This window comes from Streptomyces niveiscabiei (assembly GCF_033794345.1).
Lineage (GTDB): Bacteria > Actinomycetota > Actinomycetes > Streptomycetales > Streptomycetaceae > Streptomyces > Streptomyces niveiscabiei.
Genome location: NZ_JARAYJ010000012.1, coordinates 99,550 through 118,362 on the forward strand (window position 1 = coordinate 99,550; position 18,813 = coordinate 118,362).

The 18,813-nt window shown below is 70.3% G+C and carries 20 protein-coding genes and 1 pseudogene; 8 read left to right on the forward strand and 13 right to left on the reverse strand.

Going from position 1 to position 18,813, the window contains the following annotated elements:
* Positions 1 to 30 precede the first annotated feature (30 nt).
* The 6 genes from PV682_RS18730 to PV682_RS18760 all read right to left on the reverse strand — a co-directional run bounded on the left by PV682_RS18730 (position 31) and on the right by PV682_RS18760 (position 4,982).
* Entirely contained in the window at positions 31 to 501 is a 471-nt protein-coding gene (locus tag PV682_RS18730; RefSeq protein WP_319731223.1) for a GNAT family N-acetyltransferase, read from the reverse strand.
* 29 nt (positions 502 to 530) lie between these two features.
* Positions 531 to 1,013 carry an NUDIX hydrolase gene (locus tag PV682_RS18735; RefSeq protein WP_319731224.1) on the reverse strand — a complete coding sequence of 161 codons (483 nt, stop codon included), beginning with the start codon at positions 1,011 to 1,013 and terminating at the stop codon, positions 531 to 533.
* Positions 1,010 to 1,666, reverse strand: a complete 657-nt coding sequence (tmk, locus tag PV682_RS18740) for a dTMP kinase (RefSeq protein WP_319731225.1) — start codon at positions 1,664 to 1,666, stop codon at positions 1,010 to 1,012. The genes PV682_RS18735 and tmk overlap by 4 nt, the downstream gene beginning before the upstream one ends.
* Positions 1,663 to 3,177, reverse strand: coding sequence for a B12-binding domain-containing radical SAM protein (locus PV682_RS18745; protein ID WP_319731227.1), 1,515 nt, complete (start codon positions 3,175 to 3,177; stop codon positions 1,663 to 1,665). Before PV682_RS18745 ends, tmk begins: the two co-directional genes overlap by 4 nt.
* A 12-nt stretch (positions 3,178 to 3,189) precedes the next feature.
* Positions 3,190 to 3,993 carry a DNA glycosylase family protein gene (locus PV682_RS18750; RefSeq protein ID WP_319731487.1) on the reverse strand — a complete coding sequence of 268 codons (804 nt, stop codon included), beginning with the start codon at positions 3,991 to 3,993 and terminating at the stop codon, positions 3,190 to 3,192.
* A 575-nt stretch (positions 3,994 to 4,568) separates the two neighbouring features.
* Positions 4,569 to 4,982 carry a hypothetical protein gene (locus tag PV682_RS18760; RefSeq protein WP_319731229.1) on the reverse strand — a complete coding sequence of 138 codons (414 nt, stop codon included), beginning with the start codon at positions 4,980 to 4,982 and terminating at the stop codon, positions 4,569 to 4,571.
* A 168-nt stretch (positions 4,983 to 5,150) separates the two neighbouring features.
* Here PV682_RS18760 and PV682_RS18765 point away from each other — a divergent pair, with 168 nt between their 5' ends.
* Positions 5,151 to 5,999 (forward strand): helix-turn-helix domain-containing protein, encoded by an 849-nt coding sequence (locus tag PV682_RS18765; protein ID WP_319731231.1) that lies wholly within the window; start codon positions 5,151 to 5,153, stop codon positions 5,997 to 5,999.
* Positions 5,977 to 6,180, forward strand: coding sequence for a DUF397 domain-containing protein (locus PV682_RS18770; RefSeq protein ID WP_319731233.1), 204 nt, complete (start codon positions 5,977 to 5,979; stop codon positions 6,178 to 6,180). Before PV682_RS18765 ends, PV682_RS18770 begins: the two co-directional genes overlap by 23 nt.
* 63 nt (positions 6,181 to 6,243) lie before the next feature.
* Here PV682_RS18770 and PV682_RS18775 read toward each other — a convergent pair whose 3' ends face one another.
* The 3 genes from PV682_RS18775 to PV682_RS18785 are packed head-to-tail and all read right to left on the reverse strand — an operon-like array spanning position 6,244 to position 9,376.
* Complete coding sequence (locus tag PV682_RS18775) at positions 6,244 to 7,077, reverse strand: sugar phosphate isomerase/epimerase family protein (protein WP_319731235.1); 834 nt, start codon at positions 7,075 to 7,077, stop codon at positions 6,244 to 6,246.
* Positions 7,074 to 8,228: a dihydrodipicolinate synthase family protein gene (locus tag PV682_RS18780; protein ID WP_319731238.1), complete on the reverse strand. Its 1,155-nt coding sequence runs from the start codon at positions 8,226 to 8,228 to the stop codon at positions 7,074 to 7,076. The genes PV682_RS18775 and PV682_RS18780 overlap by 4 nt, the downstream gene beginning before the upstream one ends.
* On the reverse strand, positions 8,225 to 9,376 hold the full coding sequence (locus PV682_RS18785; RefSeq protein WP_319731239.1) for a Gfo/Idh/MocA family protein: 1,152 nt from the start codon (positions 9,374 to 9,376) through the stop codon (positions 8,225 to 8,227). Before PV682_RS18785 ends, PV682_RS18780 begins: the two co-directional genes overlap by 4 nt.
* Positions 9,377 to 9,621: 245 nt before the next feature.
* Between PV682_RS18785 and PV682_RS18790 the strand changes: the two genes are divergently transcribed.
* The 4 genes and pseudogenes from PV682_RS18790 to PV682_RS18805 all read left to right on the forward strand — a co-directional run.
* Entirely contained in the window at positions 9,622 to 10,689 is a 1,068-nt protein-coding gene (locus PV682_RS18790) for a LacI family DNA-binding transcriptional regulator (protein WP_319731241.1), read from the forward strand.
* Positions 10,690 to 10,825: 136 nt separating this feature from the next.
* Entirely contained in the window at positions 10,826 to 11,350 is a 525-nt protein-coding gene (locus PV682_RS18795; RefSeq protein ID WP_319731244.1) for a DUF6232 family protein, read from the forward strand.
* Positions 11,351 to 11,394: 44 nt separating this feature from the next.
* On the forward strand, positions 11,395 to 11,685 hold the full coding sequence (locus tag PV682_RS18800; RefSeq protein ID WP_319731246.1) for a hypothetical protein: 291 nt from the start codon (positions 11,395 to 11,397) through the stop codon (positions 11,683 to 11,685).
* 252 nt (positions 11,686 to 11,937) lie between these two features.
* Positions 11,938 to 13,041 (forward strand): annotated as a pseudogene (locus PV682_RS18805) (Cmx/CmrA family chloramphenicol efflux MFS transporter); the annotation flags it as partial.
* Positions 13,042 to 13,317: 276 nt separating this feature from the next.
* Here the strand turns inward: PV682_RS18805 and PV682_RS18810 are convergent.
* Entirely contained in the window at positions 13,318 to 13,887 is a 570-nt protein-coding gene (locus PV682_RS18810; protein WP_319731248.1) for an RBBP9/YdeN family alpha/beta hydrolase, read from the reverse strand.
* Between the two features lie 145 nt (positions 13,888 to 14,032).
* Here PV682_RS18810 and PV682_RS18815 point away from each other — a divergent pair, with 145 nt between their 5' ends.
* Positions 14,033 to 14,428 (forward strand): DUF6281 family protein, encoded by a 396-nt coding sequence (locus PV682_RS18815; RefSeq protein WP_319731250.1) that lies wholly within the window; start codon positions 14,033 to 14,035, stop codon positions 14,426 to 14,428.
* On the opposite strand, the gene PV682_RS18820 is transcribed toward PV682_RS18815, so the two are convergent.
* The 3 genes from PV682_RS18820 to PV682_RS18830 form a co-directional block, all read right to left on the reverse strand.
* Entirely contained in the window at positions 14,403 to 15,050 is a 648-nt protein-coding gene (locus PV682_RS18820) for a GNAT family N-acetyltransferase (protein ID WP_319731252.1), read from the reverse strand. The genes PV682_RS18815 and PV682_RS18820 overlap by 26 nt on opposite strands.
* Positions 15,047 to 16,318 (reverse strand): 3-phosphoshikimate 1-carboxyvinyltransferase, encoded by a 1,272-nt coding sequence (gene aroA, locus PV682_RS18825; RefSeq protein ID WP_319731254.1) that lies wholly within the window; start codon positions 16,316 to 16,318, stop codon positions 15,047 to 15,049. Before aroA ends, PV682_RS18820 begins: the two co-directional genes overlap by 4 nt.
* Positions 16,319 to 16,601: 283 nt before the next feature.
* Complete coding sequence (locus PV682_RS18830) at positions 16,602 to 17,528, reverse strand: EamA family transporter (RefSeq protein WP_319731257.1); 927 nt, start codon at positions 17,526 to 17,528, stop codon at positions 16,602 to 16,604.
* 89 nt (positions 17,529 to 17,617) lie between these two features.
* Between PV682_RS18830 and PV682_RS18835 the strand changes: the two genes are divergently transcribed.
* Complete coding sequence (locus PV682_RS18835; protein WP_319731259.1) at positions 17,618 to 18,526, forward strand: LysR family transcriptional regulator; 909 nt, start codon at positions 17,618 to 17,620, stop codon at positions 18,524 to 18,526.
* Positions 18,527 to 18,813: the final 287 nt, after the last annotated feature.

The window sequence follows — 18,813 nt, forward strand, 5'->3', positions numbered from 1 at the left end:
TGGCTGAAACCTGATCGTGATGAACCCCGCTCAGATGAGCGCGAGCTCGTACCGGAGCCCGCCGCGCTCGGTGGCGCCGCTGGTCACGAATCCGTTCCGCTCCAGGACGGTCCGTGAGGCCCGGTTCTCGACGGCCGTCCCCGCGAAGAGGCCCCGGAGGGCGTACTCGTCTCGCGCCAGCCGGCACACCTCGCCGACGGCCCGCGTCGCGACTCCTCGCCCGGTCCAGCGCTGCCCCACGCGGTAGCCCAGCTCGGCGAGGCCGTCCTCGACGTCCACGAGATTGACCCGGCCCGCCACTTCCTCGCCGCTCAGCAGCACGTGGAAGTGGCATACGCCCTCCTCCTGCTCGGCGAGCAGGCCGGCCAGCCGGTCGTCGAACTCCCGGAAGTAGTCGTCGCCCCGGTCGGGGATGGTGCGGGCGAAGTAGGCGCGGTTCTCCAGCTCGAAGGCGAGCAGGGCGGGGGCGTGGTCGGGTCGGAGGCGTTCCAGGGAAAGCATGAGGGGAGCCTAGACAGGACTCGGGGGGATCAGTTGGGCGGCAGAGCCCACGAGGGGCCGTGGGGGTCTCGGTGCCAGCCGTGCTCTGCGAGAGGGCTCCGGCCGTCGAGGTAGCCGCGCAGGCCCGCCTCGGGGTACTCGATGATGTCGTCGGGCAGGTCGTGGACGGTGAACCATTCGAGTGCGAGGCACTTCTCCGGTTCCTTGTTGACGGGCTGCCCTTCCCATTCGGTTGCCTCGAAGAAGAAGCCGATGCGCTCCGTCCGGGCGTCCTGCCGATGGTGGACGGTATGGACCAGGCGCAGGTGAGCCGGGTCCACGATGACGCCGGTCTCCTCGTACAGCTCGCGGGCGGCGCCATCGGTCAGGGGTTCGCCCTGGTCGAGCTTGCCGGACGGCATGTGCCATCGGCCGTGGCCGTAGGGGCCGCCGCGCTGCGAGAAGAGGATCTTGGCGCCATCGCGGAGGATGACGTGAGTGTCGATGACGGGCTGTGCCGGTTGTCCGCTCATGTTCCCTGGGGGGTTGGACGGGTGGTTGAGGCGATCGACGCTATCGGCAGAGCCGGGATGGCGTCGGCGATTCGGTGTGCGACGTCCGATGGGGTGACGTGGCTGGTGTCGAGAGGGAGCACCTCAACCCCTCTGCTCATCAGGTAGGCGGCTGCTTCGGCGTAGAGCTCGGCTTCGCGCGCGGGAGCGGTGGGGTCGAGGTGGAAGCGGTGGGTGATGCCGCGCTGGGCGATGCGCTCGGCGATCAGCTCTGGGTCGGCGGTGAGGATCACTGCCATGTCCGGCAGGGGGACCCGGGAGTTGACGGCGAGGAGGAAATCGTTCGGGACGCCGTCGAGCCGCTGGAGGACGAGCGTGGACGCCAGGTAGCGGTCGCTGATGATCAGCTCCCCGGCCTGTAGCGCGGGCTGTATCACGGTCTCGACGTGCTCGTAGCGGTTCGCGGCCACCAGGCAGGCCAGGGCAATGCTGTGGATCTCGTCGGCGTGGCTGCGGGTGAACTGTCCGAGAGCGCTGGTGGTCGGCTCGCCGGTGCGCCGGGCGGGTCGGCCCTCGGCGGCAAGACAGTCGTGAAGGGCCTGGACGGTGGTGGACTTGCCGACGCCGCTGGGCCCGTCGACGGTGACGAACCACCCGTCGCGCTCGCCCGTCATGCGGCGGCCTCCCGCCCGTACTGGTTCCGCTCATGTTGCTCACGGGTGAGCATCGCGAGCGTCGCGCGCACATCCTCCAGGGGCACCCCGCCGAACTGGATGCCGACGGAGAAGTTGAACTCGTCGCGCTGCCTCATGGATTCGTCGGCGCCGTCCTGGGTGAGGTCCACGTCGCCGTAGGCGAGGAGATCGTCAGCGTGGTAGCCGTCCTCGATGAGGGTCTGCCACACCGGCGTGCCCGGGTAGGGGCGGAACTCGAAGACGGAGGCCCGAACGTCCCCGGGGTGCTTGTCAGCGATGGCCCACAAGGTGCGAATGTGCCGCACCGTGGCATCCAGGTCGTCGCGGCCCTCGCCCGGGAAACCGAGGATGAAGTAGCCCTTGACTCCGATGCCCCGCGCCACGAGCCGACGGGTGACCCGTTCCGTCATTTCGGCGTCTATGCGCTTGTCCATCGCGGTCAGGACCCGGTCGCTGCCGGATTCGATCCCGAGGGCGACTTCACGCAGCCCGTTGCCGACCAGTACCTCAAGTTCCTGGTCGGTGAGCCGGTCCAGGACGTTGATCCGGCCCGTGGCGTCCCACACGTACCTCTCACCGATGCGGTTCCGCGTGAATGCCTCCATCTGCTCCTCGACAACGCGCTTCGCGCCGAGGAATAAGTCGTCAACGAACCGAAAGGCGGTCACCCCGTACGCGTCGTGCAGCGTATCCAGCTCGCCGATGACGTTCTCCGGGGAGCGGACCCGGATCTTCACATCGGGGTTCGCGCTCCACGCCGCCCCGCAGAAGGTGCAGTTGTAGGGACAGCCGCGGCTGCCGACGATGTTGGCTTCCACATGCCCCTGGCGGGCAGCGGCCGTGAGACGGTGGTCGGTCGCGGTGGGCGCGGCCCGGTACGGGTCCTGCGTGAGGAACACGCGGTTCACGTACGGCAGTGCGTCGATGTCAGGACCGAGCATCTCCGCGCTCGTCTTCGGATCCGCTACGCCTCCCGCCCGGCTGCCGATGATCGGGTCCCGCCAGAGCACGCCCGGAAGCTGACGCCTACGCTGCTCGTCCTCCAGGAGGGCGGCAACACGCAGCTCCCCTTCGCCAAGGACCAGGGCGCGCAGGTTACGCATGCGGGGATCGGCGAGGATGCGGTCCGGCATCGCCTTGGCGTGGTGGCCGCCGGCCATGAGCGCGATGTCCGGATTCAGCAGGGCTGCGATCTTCGCGGACATCTCGTAGGTGGGCGCGAGCAGGTTCATCGCGGCCCAGCGCGGCGCGGCGGCGTTTACGGTCTTCGCTGCTTCTTCGATGCCGAGCCCGTGGGCCTCGGCGTCGAGGACACCGACGTTGAAGCCGGCCTGCTGGGCATAGGTGGCGATGTAGGCCATGCCGAGCACAGGCAGGGTGTAGTCGTTGGTGCGCGGCCGAAGGGTGTAGTCGCGCAGCGGCGCGTTGATGAACAGGGCGTCGAGCGTGTGCGCGTTGTCGGCGCCCGCGATCAGGTCTGACTGCCGCATGGTTCCTCCAGGTCATCGGGCATGTGAGCCCCAGGTGAGAGTGGAGAGGGTCAGGGTGTGCAGGGCAGTGCGGTCGGTGCCGGCCCAGCCGGTCCACATCGGGCCGAAGGCCGTGTCCTTCTTGTCGGGCCACGGATGATCGGGGGCGATCTGTGCCGCCCAGGTACGCACGGCGAGGTCGTCGTGCGGGTAGACGCTGAAGTCGCCGGTGAAGTCGGTGGCGGCGGCTGCGGCGGTCCACGGGCCGATGCGCGGGATGCCCGTGAGCGCGGTGACCAGATCGGCTGGGTCGAGACGTTCCCATGTGGTGTGGTGCTGCCGGTAGGCGGCGGCTGCGGCCCGGAGCGCGGTGCGGTGGAATGTCGCTCCGACGTCGGCGAACTGCTCGTCGGTCAGGTCGAGGACCCCGGTCGGCACGGGTGCTACGGCGAGCCCACCCTGCGGGCCTTCAACGGTGGTGCCGTAGGTGCTGCACCAGGTGCGGTACAGCTTCCGAGCCTGGTCGGCGCGGACGACCTGCCGCAGGATCGCCGTAGTGATCGCGTCCCACAGCCACGGGTTCGCCAGGCGCTGGGTGACTCCGAGCTGGACAAGTCCTTCGCGGAGGGCGGCCGGAGCGGCGGGCGGAAGGTGCGCCGGGTCGGTGCTGACGAACTCGGGCTTGACGTCCTCGGTGCCGTCCACGCACGTCATGTGGAGGCCGTCCCGGTCGTGGGACAGGCTCCAGATGCCCGACGCCGTACGGACGACACGCGCGCGTTCGCCGTCCTCGTATGCCTGCCAGGCGGGGTGATCGGTCGTCAGAACGTTGCTCATCGGTTGCTCCTCTGCGTGCCGGAAGTGCTCGCCGTAGCCTCTCGCGTCGCAGCCGTACAACGCGCCGGGCCGTTCCGACGCGGCGGGCGTCGCGCTCCGTGATGCCGGTGTTCCCCAGAGAGGCGGTCTTCCGGCGTCATGCCGCCTGTTGGGGATGGTGCGGGCGAAGTAGGCACGGTTCTCGGTCTCGAAGGTGAGCAGGGCGGGGGCGTGATCGGTTCGGAGCCGCTCCGGACGCACCATGGGGGGCGACGCTACTCAGTCAGGGCTGGGACGCTGCACGCATGGTGGGTGCGCGGGGCCGCAGAGACGGAAAAGCCCCGTCCGCCCGCTGCGGGGGGACAGCGAACGGGCGGGACGTTCAGGGGTGTTGGGGGTGGGTCCTCGGGGGGGGCGGATCAGGTGTGGAGGAACCTCGTCAGGGTCGCGGCGGTCATCGCGAAGAGGCTGGCGAGGGTCAGGGCGGTGAGGAGGGTGTCGAGGAGGCGGAGGTTCGGGGGTCGGGGGGATGCGGGGTGGGGGTGTCACGTAGGCCGGGGGGACCTGGGTGATCTGGCTGGGGTGGGGGCGGTACGTCACTCGGTGGGGGCCTTCGGGTGGGCCTGGGCGTGGTGGCGGCGCAGGAGGACGTTCGCGTCGGAGGCGGCGCTGTGGTCGAGGTTCTTGGCGGCGGCTCGGCGGAGGGTGGCGAGTTCGTCGCAGGTGGCGCAGTTGGGGTAGGGGCGCGGGGGGACGTTCAGGTCGATCGCCAGCTCCAACGGGGGGTTGTTCGGGGGGTTGTTCGGGGGGTTGTTGAGGCTCTGGCGGTTCGCGGCCTTCACGCCGGCGCGGAGGCGTTCGCCGTCGGTCGGGGGGCGGAGGGTCTTGGGGTCGGCGGACCACTCGGTGCCGCCGCCGACGGGGCGGAGCATGGCGTACTTGCCGAGGTGGTCCTGGTACTCGCCGACCTTGTCGGTGGCGGGGTCGTAGTAGAGGGTTCCCGGTTCCATGGGGTATCGGTCCTTTCACCCAACATCTGTACGGAATGCGGCAGTTGTACTACTCTGCGTGTTCCTGGGTAAGAAGAGGATGGCCCAGGCTCGGGTGTCGGTGCAGCCGGAACGGGCGTTGGTTCCGGAAGAGGCGGCCAAATTCCATAAATTCCGGGAGGGGACGAGGTGCCACAGCGGAACGCGGTCACGGGACGCAGCCAGGAGCCGCGGAAGAGGTTCGCGCAGGAGCTGAGGCGGCTGCGGGAGGAGAAGGGCGAGACGCTTCAGCAGCTCGCGGAGCAACTCGGTTGGGACGCTTCGACGCTCGGAAAGCTGGAGAGCGGGCGGAATCTGGGCGGCCCCGAGATCGTGCAGGCGCTGGACCAGCATTACGGGACGACGCCGTTGCTGATGGCGTTGTGGGAGTTGGCAATCCTGGACATGCGCCAGTTCAAGGCGAAGTACCGGCAGTACATGAAGTGGGAGTCCGAGGCGGTCAGCATGTGGCACTACGGGCCGTCCAACCTGCACGGCTTGCTCCAGACCGCCGACTACGCCCGCGAGTTGCTCACCACTGGCGGATTGGAAGGGGAGGAGCTGGACACCGAGGTCGAGAACCGCAGGGCCCGGCGCGAACTGCTGCTTGCGGACGACGCCCCGCCCTTCCGCAGCATCATCCCGGAGAGCGTGCTGCGCACGCCGCTCAAGGACCTTCCCAAGTGGTGTGCGCAGTTGGAAGATCTGCTGGAGATGTCGGAGCGCGACAACGTCACCATTCAGGTACTGCGCACGTCGGTCGGGCTCCACGCCCTGACAAACACAGACGCCATGTTCATGCGCAGCCCCCTCGGGCAGGTGGGCGTGTGGGTGGAGACGGGTTACACAGGCGAACTCCTGCAAGAATCCGCAGAGGTCGAAAGGCTTCAGCTCGGATACGATCGGGTACGCGATTTGGCCCTATCACCGGACGAATCACGCGAGTTCATCCGGCAGCTGTTGGAGGAAGCAATCCGTGCGATCCATCGATCTGAGTAACCTCTCGTGGCGCAAGAGCAGCCACAGCAACCAAGACGCTGGCGCCTGCCTCGAATTCGCCTCCAACCTCCCCTCCCTCGTCCCCGTCCGCGACAGCAAGGCTCCCTCCCTCGGCGCCCTCCTCTTCACCGCCGCCTCCTGGAACACCTTCGTCGACTCCGTCAAGGAATCCACGCGCTGACCTCACGCCGAGGCCCCGCCCAGGAAACGTTCCCGGGCGGGGCCTGTCACATCTCCCGCTCGCTCAGCCAGCCGCGTGTTCCACGAACCGCGCCGCCGTCTCCGCGAGGAGTTCGTGACCGTCGCGAGCCCACAGGTCGTCGTTGAACAACTCGACCTCGATGGGGCCCGTGTAGCCAGCCTCCTCCACGTACCCCTTCCACTCGCGCATGTCGATCGCGCCATCACCGATCTGGCCACGGCCGTTGAGCACGCCCTCGGGCAACGGGGTGATCCAGTCGGCGAGTTGGAAGGTGTGGATCCGGCCGGAGGCCCCCGCGCGAGCGATCTGCGCGGGCGCGTTGTCGTCCCACCAGATGTGGTACGTGTCGACGGTGACGCCGACCTGGTGGGCCGGGAAGCGCTCCGCGATGTCCAGGGCCTGCGCAAGAGTTGACACCACGCAGCGGTCGGACGCGAACATCGGGTGGAGCGGCTCGATGGCGAGGCGGACGCCGTGCTGCTCGGCGTAGGGGGCCAACTCCCCCAGCGCGTCGGCGATGCGCTCACGCGCGCCGTGCAGGTCCTTGGAACCGGCCGGAAGGCCACCGGAGACCAGAACCAGCGTGTCGGTGCCGAGAGTTGCCGCCTCGTCGATGGCACGGCGGTTGTCGTCGAGGGCCGCCGCACGCTCTGTCGGGTCGATGGCCGTGAAGAAGCCGCCCCGGCAGAGGGTGGTGACGGTCAGGCCGGCGTCGCGGACGAGTTTCGCGGTCGCGTCGAGGCCGTACGTCTGGACCGGGTCCCGCCAGAGGCCGACCCCGGGGATGCCCAACTTGACGCAGTCCGCGACGAGTTCGGGCATCGACAGTTGCTTGACCGTCATCTGGTTGATGGAGAAGCGCGCGAGGTCGGTCACTGGGTCACCCCGTACACCGCGAGAAGGCTCTTCATGCGCTCCTCCGCGAGCTTCGGGTCCGGGAACAGGCCCAGCCCGTCCGCGAGTTCGTAGGCGCGGGCGAAGTGCGGGAGGGAGCGAGCGGACTGGAGCCCGCCGACCATCGTGAAGTGCGACTGGTGGCCCGCGAGCCAGGCCAGGAACACAACGCCCGTTTTGTAGAAGCGAGTCGGCGTCTGGAAGAGGTGGCGGGACAGCTCGACGGTGGGGTCGAGCAGTTCACGGAAACCGGCCGTGTTGCCCGTGTCCAGGACGCGTACGGCCTCGGCGGCGAGCGGGCCCAGCGGGTCGAAGATGCCCAACAGGGCGTGGCTGAAGCCCTTTTCGTCGCCCGCGATCAGCTCGGGGTAGTTGAAGTCGTCGCCGGTGTAGCAGCGGACGCCCTGCGGGAGGCGGCGGCGCAGGTCGACCTCGCGCTGCGCGTCGAGGAGGGAGACCTTGATGCCGTCGACCTTGTCGGGGTGGGCGGCGATGACTTCGAGGAAGGTGTCGGTGGCGGCGTCGAGGTCGGAGGAGCCCCAGTAGCCTTCCAACGCCGGGTCGAACATGGGGCCGAGCCAGTGCAGGACGACCGGTTCGGCGGCCTGGCGCAGGAGGTGGCCGTAGATCTCCAGGTAGTCCTCGGGGCCGGTGGCCGCCGCCGCGAGGGCGCGGGACGCCATCAGGATGGCCTGCGCGCCGGACTCCTCGACGACCGCCAGCTGCTCCTCGTACGCCGCTCGGATCGCCGCGAGGGACCCGCCGGTGGTGAGCTGGTCGGTGCCGACGCCGCACGCGATGCGTCCGCCAACGGCCTTGGCCTCGGCGGCACTTCGGCGGATCAGCTCCGCCGCGCCCGCCCAGTCGAGGCCCATGCCGCGCTGCGCGGTGTCCATCGCCTCGGCGACTCCGAGGCCGTGGGACCACAGGTGGCGGCGGAAGGCGAGGGTGGCGTCCCAGTCGACGGCGGCCGGGGAGTCGGGCGAGACGTCGGCGTACGGGTCCGCGACGACGTGGGCCGCCGAGAAGACCGTACGGGAGGTGAAGGGGACGCCGGGGGTGGCGGCGAAGGGTTCGGTGCGTGGCTCGTACGCGTGCAACCCGCCGTCCGGGGAAGGGAGTTGGATGGTCACAGCGAGATCTCCGGGACGTCGAGGCGGCGGCCCTCGGTGGACGACTTCAGCCCCAGCTCGGCGAGTTGGACGCCACGGGCGCCGGCGAGGAGGTCCCAGTGGTAGGGGGCGTCGGCGTAGACGTGCTTGAGGAAGAGTTCCCACTGCGCCTTGAAGCCGTTGTCGAACTCGCCGTTGTCCGGCACTTCCTGCCACTGGTCGCGGAAGACCTCGGTGGCGGGGATGTCCGGGTTCCAGACCGGCTTCGGGGTCGAACTGCGGTGCTGGGCGCGGCAGTTGCGCAGGCCCGCGACGGCCGAGCCCTCGGTGCCGTCGACCTGGAACTCGACGAGTTCGTCGCGGTTGACGCGTACGGCCCAGGAGGAGTTGATCTGGGCGATGGCGCCGCCGTCGAGCTCGAAGATGCCGTACGCGGCGTCGTCGGCCGTCGCGTCGTAGGGCTTGTCGTTCTCGTCCCAGCGCTGCGGGATGTGGGTGGTGGCGAGGGCCTGGACGGACTTCACGCGGCCGAACAGCTCGTGCAGGACGTACTCCCAGTGCGGGAACATGTCGACGACGATGCCGCCGCCGTCCTCCGCGCGGTAGTTCCACGACGGGCGCTGGGCGGGCTGCCAGTCGCCCTCGAAGACCCAGTAGCCGAACTCGCCGCGGATGGAGAGGATGCGGCCGAAGAAGCCGCCGTCGATGAGGCGCTTCAGCTTGAGCAGGCCGGGGAGGAAGATCTTGTCCTGGACGACGCCGTGCTTGATGCCCTTGGCGTTCGCGAGGCGGGCCAGATCCAGGGCGCCGTCGAGGCCGGTCGCGGTCGGCTTCTCGGTGTAGATGTGCTTGCCCGCAGCAATCGCTTTCTTGATCGCGTCCTCGCGGGCGGAGGTGACCTGGGCGTCGAAGTAGATGTCGACGGTCGGGTCGGCGAGGACCGCGTCGACGTCCGTCGAGATGTGCTCCAGGCCGTGCTCGTCCGCCATCGCGCGCAGGACGTGCTCGCGGCGGCCGACGAGGATCGGCTCGGGCCACAGCACCGTGCCGTCGCCGAGGTCGAGGCCGCCCTGTTCGCGGATCGCGAGGATGGATCGGACGAGGTGCTGGCGGTAGCCCATCCGTCCGGTGACGCCGTTCATGGCGATACGCACCGTTTTGCGTGTCACGTCGGTCCCTTCGGAGAAGTCGTACGCGGGGAGTGTGCGCCGCACGCACGCCTCCACCTGATCAGCGTCACAGCAAGCGCTTTCTATTACCCCTGCAAGCTAGCCTCTGACCAGTGGTCCGGACAAGACCGTGTCCAGTTCGAGATGCTCGGGTCGTTCGAGGGGGCGAACGGTACGGCCGTTCGGCCGTAGGGTCTGACCGGTACGACGATGGACGACGACGCGCGATACCGGAGGACGACGAGATGACGGTGACCCTGGCGGACGTGGCGGCCCGCGCACAGGTCTCCCCCGCGACGGTGTCGCGCGTACTGAACGGGAACTATCCCGTCGCGGCCTCGACCCGGGAGCGGGTCCTGCGCGCCGTGGACGAGCTGGACTACGTCCTCAACGGCCCCGCGAGCGCGCTCGCCGCCGCCACCTCCGACCTCGTCGGCATCCTGGTCAACGACATCGCCGACCCCTTCTTCGGGATCATGGCCGGTGCCGTGCAGTCCGAGATCGGCGGGACCGGCGGGCGGGCCGGGGGCGAGCGGCTCGCGGTCGTCTGCAACACCGGGGGCGATCCCGAACGCGAGCTGACCTACCTGACGTTGCTCCAGCGCCAGCGCGCCGCCGCCGTCATCCTGACCGGCGGCGCGATGGAGAACGAGCCCCACGCGGCGGCCGTCGCCGCGAAGTTGCGCCGGCTGGAGGAGGCGGGGACGCGCATCGTGCTGTGCGGGCGGCCTCCGGCGCCGGACACCGGGGCCATCGCGCTCACCTTCGACAACCGGGGCGGGGGGCGGGAGTTGACCGAGCACCTCCTCGGGCTCGGGCACCGGCGCCTCGGCTACATCGCCGGGCCCGAGGAGCGGACGACCACCCGGCACCGGCTCGAAGGGCACCGGGCGGCTCTGGAGGCCGCCGGGGTCGAGGAGTTGGCCGGGTGGACCGTCCACGGTCCCTACGACCGGCGGGCCGGGTACGAGGCGACCCTCGAACTCCTGCGGCGCGACCCGTCGTTGACCGCCGTCGTCGCCGCGAACGACTCCGTCGCGCTGGGCGCGTGTGCGGCGTTGCGGGACTCCGGGCTGCGGATTCCCGATGACGTTTCTGTAGCCGGTTTCGACGACTTGCCGTTCAGCATCGACGCGGTGCCCGCACTGACGACGGTCCGGCTGCCGCTCGCGGAGGCGGGGGCGCGGGCCGGGCGGATCGCGATGGGGCGGGAGGAGCCGCCGCCCGGGGGGATCGCCGTGATCCGGGGGGAGTTGATGGTGCGGGGGTCGTCCGGAGTGCCCCGTGACTCCTCCGGGGCGTCTCGGAGCTAGGCGTCACCGGTTCGGAAATCGAATAAAACAACGGGCCTTTTACTTCCCGCATTCCGCTTGCCGAGTCGGTGATACCCGAGGATGCTCTTTTCCTGTCGGGGGAGCGTCCTTGGGCGCCGGTTCGGGGGAATCCGTCATGGCCAAGCGTGAAGTCATCGATGTCCGGGTCAGCCGGCGAATCCTGTGGGTGGGGGCGGAGGCGTATCCGCTGCACAACATCGCGCGGGCGACGACGGTTCGGATCCGGCCTCGGCGGATGGACGCGCTGGGGCAGTTCTTCGGCTATGCGCTGATCCTGGTGATCGTCTCCGGCGTGATCGTCTCGGCGGCGTCCCATGGGGAGTTGACCGACGCGGACGCCGGGACCGTCTCGGACCTCGTCCTCCTCCTCGACTGCGCGCTCGGGTTCGTCCTCGTCGCGCGGCTGGTGTCTGTCCTGGTCACGCCCGTCTACCACGCGCTCGTCATCGAGACCGCCGGGACGCCGTACACGGCGCTCGTCAGCACCGACAAGTCCCTCGTCTCGCGGCTCGTCTTCCAGATCATGGACGCGATCGACAATCCCGAGGCGGAATTCCAGATCCAGGTCGAGAACTATCACATCGGCGACAAGATCAATATGGTCGGCGGGAACAACAATGTGGGGAAGCAGGGGAATTGAACGCCAACTCCGGAGAGAGCCGTCATTTTCATCAGGGGGACGTCGTGAACGTGTACGGCGGGTCCGGGAACGTCGGGAAGATCCAGAACACGTATCAGTCCGCCGGGGATTCGGAGGCCGCGTTCCGGGAAATGCTCGTCGCTGTTCGCGCGTTGCGGGATCAGGTGTCCCCGGCCGATCGGGAGACCCTCGACGAGTCGTTGCGGGTCATCAGGGAGGGGGCTGAACCCGGGGTGCTGCGGCGGGCGTTGACCGCGGTCGTGGGGGTGGCCGTGGTGGTGGGGGAGGTGGGGGTGCCGGTGGTGGAGGCGGTGCGGAGGGTGTTGGGCGGGTGATCGGGGGGCGGGGTCGGTGTTGGGTGGGTGAGTGGTGGGGGCGGCGTCAGGCGGTTGATCGGGGGTGGGGTTGGCTTGTAGCGTGCCGGGCATGTCGAGCCCCGAGTCGGACAGAGTGCAGCCGCAGATCCCGTGCGGCTGAGTAGTAACCGGTAACTGAGGCTTTTCTGGGCCACATCGGCGCCGTTTCAGCGCGCGGGACCTGTCGTCAGCGTCCGTGCACTCTCTCCTCTCTCGCTGGGGCGGCTTCCCTTGCCTGTCTTCCTGTACGTCCTCGGCCTTGCCGTTTTCGCGCAAGGCACCTCTGAGTTCATGCTGTCGGGGCTGATCCCCGGCATCGCGCGGGACCTGTCCGTGTCCGTCGGCGCTGCCGCCAGTCTGACGTCCGCCTATGCGGTCGGGATGGTCGTGGGGGCGCCGGTGATGGCCGTCGTCGGGGCGCGGTTGCCTCGGCGGGCGGCGTTGGGCGGGTTTCTCGCGGCGTTCGTCGTCGTGCATGTTGTGGGAGCGGTTACCTCGGATTTCTCCGTGCTGTTCGGGACCCGGGTGGTGGCGGCTGTCGTCAACGCGGGGTTTCTGGCGGTCGCCCTGTCCACGGCTTCGTCGCTCGTCGCGCCCGAGCTGGCCGGGCGGGCCACTTCCGTGCTGCTCGCGGGGGTGACCCTGTCGTGCGCCGTGGGGGTGCCTGCGGGGGCGTTGCTCGGGGAGTGGTTCGGGTGGCGGGCCGCGTTCTGGGGCGTGGCCGGGTTGTGTCTGCCCGCGTTGGGGTGGGTCGTGCGGGTGTCCGGGGGTGAATCGCCGGGTGGGGGCGGCGAGTTCGGGGTCCGTGCGGAACTGCGCTCGCTGCGGCGGGGTTCGCTTCGGCGTGCGCTGTTCATGGGGGCCGCCGTCAACGGGGCTACCTTCGCCGGGTTCTCGTATATCGCCGTTGTCGGTACGGAGGTTGCCGGGCTGCCCGATGTCGCCGTGCCGGTGTTGCTCGCCGTGTTCGGGGTGGGGGCGTTCGTCGGGGTGACCGTCGCCGGGCGCAAGGGGGATGCGTGGTTGGGGGTGGTGCTGGGGGTACTGCCGCCGGCCTGGGGTGCGTTGGCGTTGACCGGGGAGTGGAGTGGTGTGCTCTTCGGTGGGGCGCTGGTGGTGGGCGCGTTGTCGTTCGGGGGTGGATCGGCGTTGGTGGGGCGGGTGTTGTACCTCGGGGCCGGTGAAGCGCCGGTGCTGGCTGGGGCGTTCGCTACCGTCGCGCTCAACCTGGGGGCGGTTGTGGGGCCGTTGGTGGCGGGGGGTGTCACTGAGGTGACGGGGGATTATCGGGATGCGTTGTGGGTGAGTGCGGGGCTTGCGGGGTTGGTGGCTGTGGGGGGTGTGGTGGGTGGCCGGGGGGTCGGCGGTGAGGGGGTGGTCGGGCCGGTGGGGGTTCCGGGGGTGGCGGGGAGCGGTGTGAAGAGCCGTGGGAGGGGGCTGTGTGAGGGGGGCGTGAAGGGGGCCAGCAGGGCGAGGAGGCTCGGGGCCGGGGGCTCAGCGCGAAGTCGGCGCGAGAGGGCTCGGCGTAAGGAGGCTCAGCGGCGGCGGTCGTCGTGCCGTGCGCTCCCGCCTCCCCTCCCCTGCCTCGCCTCCCCCTCTCCTCCCCCGGCCTCACCTCGCCGTCAGCCTCGTCTCGCCGTCCAGGCACCACTCCAGCACCGACGGCCAGGGGCCGTACCCCTCGTCCGGCGTCAAGTGGCCTGCGCCGGGGAGGACTTCGGCGGTCACGCCCAGGGGGTCGCCGTAGGCCGCCTGGGCGCCCTCGGGGCAGTACGGGTCGTCGTCCCCGGCGACGATGCGCGTCGGGGAAGGCGGGGTGAGGCCGGTGAGCGGGGGGAGGGCGAAGCCGGCGATCTCGGGGTGGTCGGTGACGACCGTGACCGGGGAGACGAGGAGGGTGCGGTCGACGGTGTCGAGGCCGGGGAGGTCGCGGGCGAGGGCGTGCAGCCAGGTGACGGTGGCGAGGCTGTGGGCGATGACGGTCCGGGGGCGGGGCGGCGTGGTCAGGTGGCGCTCGAACTCGCGCAGCCAGACGTCGAGTTCGGGATGGTCCGGGTCCGGCAGCTGCGGGTACACGACCTCGTGGCCGAGGTCGGTGAGACGGCCGGCCAGCCAGTGTTGCCAGTGGCCCTCGGGGCGGTGGTTCTGCCAGCCGTGGAGGATCAGGAAGGAGGAGGTCATGGAGTGATCATCCCCAGCGGCGAGTTGGCGGGTCCAGTGCCGTCTTCCCTGGTGGGATCGGTGGGCGGCGGAACAGGGTGAACGTTCCTCGGGGGCCGGGCGTCACCGTCGTGACGAGTCGCCCGTACGGAGGGGAAGTCCCGCTGTGAGAGCCGCAGTAAGCCGTTTCGCCGTGTTGCTGGCCGTGGGCGCCGGCGCCGTGCTGTCCGGTGGGTGCGCCGCCGGCAACAGCGACGCGGGGTCCTGCGCGTCCGCCGCCGACTTCGGCGGGCGGCGGTACTCCGGCCCGGCCGGGGCCGAGTTCACGCTCGGGGAGGCGGTCGGTACGGCGGTGCTGCCGGCCTGCGACGACACGGGCGGGGACGACGACCCCGGCATCGCGGCGCGCGAGGTGCGGGCGTACGCCGTCGCCGGGGTGGACCCGTCGGTGGCGATCGTCGTGGACGGGTCCACGGAGACGCTGTTGGTCGCGATGGGGGCGCGCGGTCAACTGCCCGTGGAGGTGCGGGCGTTGCTCACGCGGGAGCCGTCCGGCTCGTAGATGTGCGGCGGGCGAGCCGTTCCTCCAGGCGGGTCCGGCGCTCCGGCCATTCCTCGGAGGTGATCGAGAAGATCGCCGAGTCGCGCAACTCGCCTTCCTCGCCTGGATACTTGGAGGTGGACCAGTTGCGCAGGACGCCCTCGAAGGTGACGCCGGCGGCGGCGATGGCCGCGCGGGAGCGGGTGTTGCGGGCGTCGGTCTTGAGGTCGACTCGGGAGACCTGCCAGACCTCGAACGCGTGCCGGAACAGGAGGAGTTTGGCCTCCGCGTTGATGCCGGTGCGCTGGGCGGACGCGGCGAGCCAGGTGTGGCCGACCTCGACCGCGTCGAGCCGGGCGGGGTCGCGCCAGGCGCGGGGTTCGCAGTAGGCGGTCACACCGACGGCCCGGCCCGTGGACGCCGAGATCTGGGCGAACGGGGAGATCGAACCGTCGGCGGCGCGCGCGAGTTGGAGGTCGAGGTAGCGGTCCAGCTCGGCGGACGTCGGGACCCAGGTGTACGCGTACGTCCCCCGGTCCTCCTCCGCCGCGCGCGCCAACTCGGCGGCGTGGCACCGGTCCAGGGGCTCCAGACGTACGAAGTCGCCGTACAGGAGCGGCTGTTGGCCTGCCTCGAATCTCACCCGGTGATGTCCTTCCTCAACTGCGCGAACGCTTCGTGGAAACCGGGGAAAGTCTTGCGGACGCAGCCGGGGTCGTCGAACGAGATACCCGGCGTGCGCAGGCCGGTCACCGCGAAGGACATGACGATGCGGTGATCGCCGTGGGTCGTGATCTCGGCGGGCTTCGGGGTGCCGGGGTGGATCTCGATCCAGTCGGGGCCCGTCGTGACGTCGATGCCGAGGCGGCGCAGGTTCTCCGCGCACGCGTCGAGGCGGTCGCACTCCTTGACGCGGGTGTTGGCGACGTCCTCGATGCGGACGGGGCCGGTGGCGAAGGGGGCGATAGCGGCGAGCGTGGGCATCGTGTCGGAGATGTCCCGCATGTTGACCGTCACGCCGTTCAGCGTGCCGGTTCCCCTCACCGTCGTACGGTCGGCGGCGATCTCGACGTACGCGCCCATCTCGCGCAGGACCTCCACGAAGCCCAAGTCGCCCTGGAGCGCGCCCTGTCCGAGGCCGGGGACGGTGACCTCGCCGCCGGTGAGGGCGGCTGCGGCGAAGAAGTAGCTCGCGGTGGAGGCGTCGGGTTCGATGGGGTAGGTGGTGGCGCGGTAGCCGCCGGGCGGGACGGTGTAGACGCGCTCGCCCGCGGCGCCGGGTTCGTTTGTGGAAACGGTTGCTTCCTGTTTCACCTCCACACCGAACGCCCGCATCATCGCGATCGTGATCTCCACGTACGGCACGGAGACCAGGTCGGTGACGCGGATGCGCAGGCCCGTGCGGGTGAGGGGGCCGAGAAGGAGCAGCGCGGTGAGGTACTGGGAGGACTGGCCGGCGTCGAGGACGACCTCACCGCCCTCCACCCCTTCCGCGTTGACGGTCAGGGGGTGGTGGCCCTCCGCGTCCTCGTGGCGCAGGTCCACGCCGAGGTCGCGCAGGGCGCGGGTGAGCGGGAGGAGGGGGCGGCGGCGCATCTGGGGCGAGGCGTCGAAGCGGAACGTGCCGTGCCCTGCGGCGGCGAGCGTCGGCAGGAAGCGGGCGGTCGTGGCGCCGTCCCGGCAGTACACGTCCGCGTCCGTGACCGCCGGGCCCTGCGGACGGCCGTCCACCTGCCAGGCGTCCGGCGCCCGCCCGACCCGGTAGCCGAGGCTGCTCAGCCCCTCGGCGAACCCTTCCGTGTCGTCCGAGCGCAAGGGGCGTACGAGGGTCGTGACACCGTCCGCCGCTGCCGCCAGAAAGAGGGCGCGGGCGGTAAGGGACTTGGAACCGGGGACGTCGACGAGGGGCATGCCCCTCATGATCCCGCGCCGGTGGCGGCGGGGGCGGGAGCGTCCAGGGGTTGGAATGGGGGGTTCGTCAGGTTGGTGAGGGGGGTGGGGCGGGTGGGGCGAGCGCGGGTGGTGGGGACGGGGTCGTACGGGGCGGGGTTGTGCAAGCGGTTGCACAACCGAAGCCGTCGGGACGCCGTCCGGACGTTGCAGCAACCGGTTGCACAACCGGTGACTGCTGGGCCGACTCCGCCTGTTGTGCAACCGCTTCCACAACCGGCATCCGCGAAGTCGGCTCAGGCGTTTACGTAACCGGTTGCACAGCTCGCGCGTCCGAGTCCGCCGCCGGCGTTTGCGCAACCGCTTCCACCGCCTTCCTCCCCGGCGCCAGGGACGTCAGTGCCACCCCGCCCACCAGCAGGACCGCCGCGCACCAGCGCAGGGGGCTCACCGGTTCGCCGAGGAAGAGTGCCGCGGAGGACATGCCGAAGACGGGGACGAGGAGGGAGAAGGGGGCGACCGTGGAGGCGGGGTGACGGCGCAGGAGCCAGCCCCAGGCGCCGAAGCCGAGGACGGTGGAGATCCAGGCGACGAAGAGGACCGTGCCGACGCCCGCGAGGTCGAGGGAGCTCAGGGCGTCGAGGTCGCGGCTGGGGCCTTCGGTGAGCAACGACAGGGCGAGCAGCGGGAGTACGGGGACGGTGCTCACCCACACCATGAAGTTGAGGGCGTCGGGCGGCGCGGCCTTGCGGGTCAGGACGTTGGAGACGCCCCAGCAGGCGGCACCGGCGATGACGAGAGCGAATGCCCCGAGCGGTCCGGACGTTCCCTCGTCGACGGCGGCGACGCCGATCCCGGTGAAGGCGACGCCCATGCCCAACACCCTTACGCGCGTGGGTTGTTCGCCCAGCACCGCGAACGCGATCAGCGCGGTGAACACGGCCTGGACCTGGAGGACGAGCGAGGAGAGCCCGGCCGGCATCCCCGCGTCCATCCCGACGAAGACGAACCCGAACTTCGCGACGCCGAGGGAGAGTCCGACTCCGACGATCCACTTCCACGCGACCTTGGGCCGCCCCACGAAGAACACCGCGGGCAGCGCGGCCACCAGGAAGCGCAGGGCGGAGAAGAGCAGCGGCGGAAAGTGGTCGAGACCGATTTCTATGACGGTGAAGTTGACGCCCCAGATCGCGGCGACGAGGACGGCGAGGAGGAGGTGTGCTGGTCGCATGCGTCGAGCATCGGCTGTACAGACCATGTAGCACCAGCGATGATTACTGCACAACAGAATGAAGCAACGCTTACCTTTGGGAGCCCGGCATGCTCGACCTCCAGCGGCTGCGCGCCCTGCACGCGGTCTCCGTCCACGGCACCGTCGGCGCCGCCGCTGCCGCGCTCGGGTACACCTCGTCGGCGGTGTCGCAGCAGATCGCCAAGCTGGAGCGGGAGACGAGGACGGTCCTGCTCGAACGCGAGGGCAGGGGCGTGCGGTTGACCGACGAGGCGTGGCAACTCGCTCAGACCGCACAGGAGTTGCTGGCGATCGTCGAGCGCGCGGAGACGGGGCTCGAAGAGCGCCGGGGGCTGCCCGCCGGGCGGCTGACGATCGCGGCGTTCGCCTCGGCGGCGCGGGGTCTCATGCCGTCCGTCCTCGCGGACCTGGCCCGCCGGCATCCCGCGCTCGACGCCCGGATGACCGAGGTCGACCCGCACCTGTCGGTGGACCTGGCGGCGAAGGGCGCGGTCGACCTCGTCGTGGCGCACGACTGGGACATCGCCCCGCTGCCCGCCCCCGCGGGGCTGGAGCAGGCGCACGTCGGGGACGACCTGTGCGATCTCCTCGTACCTGAGAGCCACCCGTTCGCGGGTCGTACGGCGGTCACGCGCGAGGAGCTGGGCGGTGAGCGGTGGATCTGCCAGCCGCCGGGGCGGGTGTGCCACGACTGGCTCCTGCGTACCCTGCGCTCGGCCGGTCACGAGCCCGACGTGGTCCACCAGGCCGACGAGAACCCGACGCTGGTGGCGCTGGTCGCGGCGGGGCTGGGGGTGGCGCTGATCCCGCGCCTGGGTCGTGGGCCGCTGCCGCCGGGGGTGGTGGAGGTGCCGCTGGAACCGGTACCCGTCCGCAGGTTGTACGCCTTGTGGCGGACGGGGGCGGCGCGGAGGCCGGCTATCGCGGAGACGGTGCGGACGCTGCGGGAGCACTGGCCGAGGGTGACGGCGCGGTGAGGTTCCGTGGGGTTCGGTGAGGTGAGGTACCTCAGTGGTACGGGGGGTACGGGGTACCTCAGTACGGGGTACCGGGGTACGAGGTCGGAGGCGATCGGGGTTCGGCGCGGTCCGTCGCGGCCGGGAACCCTTCGCATCCGGCGTACGTCGAACCTCAAACTGCCGGACGAGTCACCACGGTGCGGTGTCGGCCCTCGCGGCTGGCCGTGAGGGCCGACCCACCCTCTCCGCCGTACCGCGGCCGGCAGCCGTGCCGTCATCGGCGTGCCCCCCTCCAGAGCGCCGAT

What these genes read in the sequence shown, in the direction of transcription:
- PV682_RS18730 (WP_319731223.1), bottom strand. Translation starts at nt 501, where the DNA reads ATGCTTTCCCTGGAACGCCTCCGACCCGACCACGCCCCCGCCCTGCTC.
- PV682_RS18735 (WP_319731224.1), bottom strand. Translation starts at nt 1,013, where the DNA reads ATGAGCGGACAACCGGCACAGCCCGTCATCGACACTCACGTCATCCTC.
- tmk (WP_319731225.1), bottom strand. Translation starts at nt 1,666, where the DNA reads ATGACGGGCGAGCGCGACGGGTGGTTCGTCACCGTCGACGGGCCCAGC.
- PV682_RS18745 (WP_319731227.1), bottom strand. Translation starts at nt 3,177, where the DNA reads ATGCGGCAGTCAGACCTGATCGCGGGCGCCGACAACGCGCACACGCTC.
- PV682_RS18750 (WP_319731487.1), bottom strand. Translation starts at nt 3,993, where the DNA reads ATGAGCAACGTTCTGACGACCGATCACCCCGCCTGGCAGGCATACGAG.
- PV682_RS18760 (WP_319731229.1), bottom strand. Translation starts at nt 4,982, where the DNA reads ATGGAACCGGGAACCCTCTACTACGACCCCGCCACCGACAAGGTCGGC.
- PV682_RS18790 (WP_319731241.1), top strand. Translation starts at nt 9,622, where the DNA reads ATGACGGTGACCCTGGCGGACGTGGCGGCCCGCGCACAGGTCTCCCCC.
- PV682_RS18795 (WP_319731244.1), top strand. Translation starts at nt 10,826, where the DNA reads ATGGCCAAGCGTGAAGTCATCGATGTCCGGGTCAGCCGGCGAATCCTG.
- PV682_RS18810 (WP_319731248.1), bottom strand. Translation starts at nt 13,887, where the DNA reads ATGACCTCCTCCTTCCTGATCCTCCACGGCTGGCAGAACCACCGCCCC.
- aroA (WP_319731254.1), bottom strand. Translation starts at nt 16,318, where the DNA reads ATGCCCCTCGTCGACGTCCCCGGTTCCAAGTCCCTTACCGCCCGCGCC.
- PV682_RS18830 (WP_319731257.1), bottom strand. Translation starts at nt 17,528, where the DNA reads ATGCGACCAGCACACCTCCTCCTCGCCGTCCTCGTCGCCGCGATCTGG.
- PV682_RS18835 (WP_319731259.1), top strand. Translation starts at nt 17,618, where the DNA reads ATGCTCGACCTCCAGCGGCTGCGCGCCCTGCACGCGGTCTCCGTCCAC.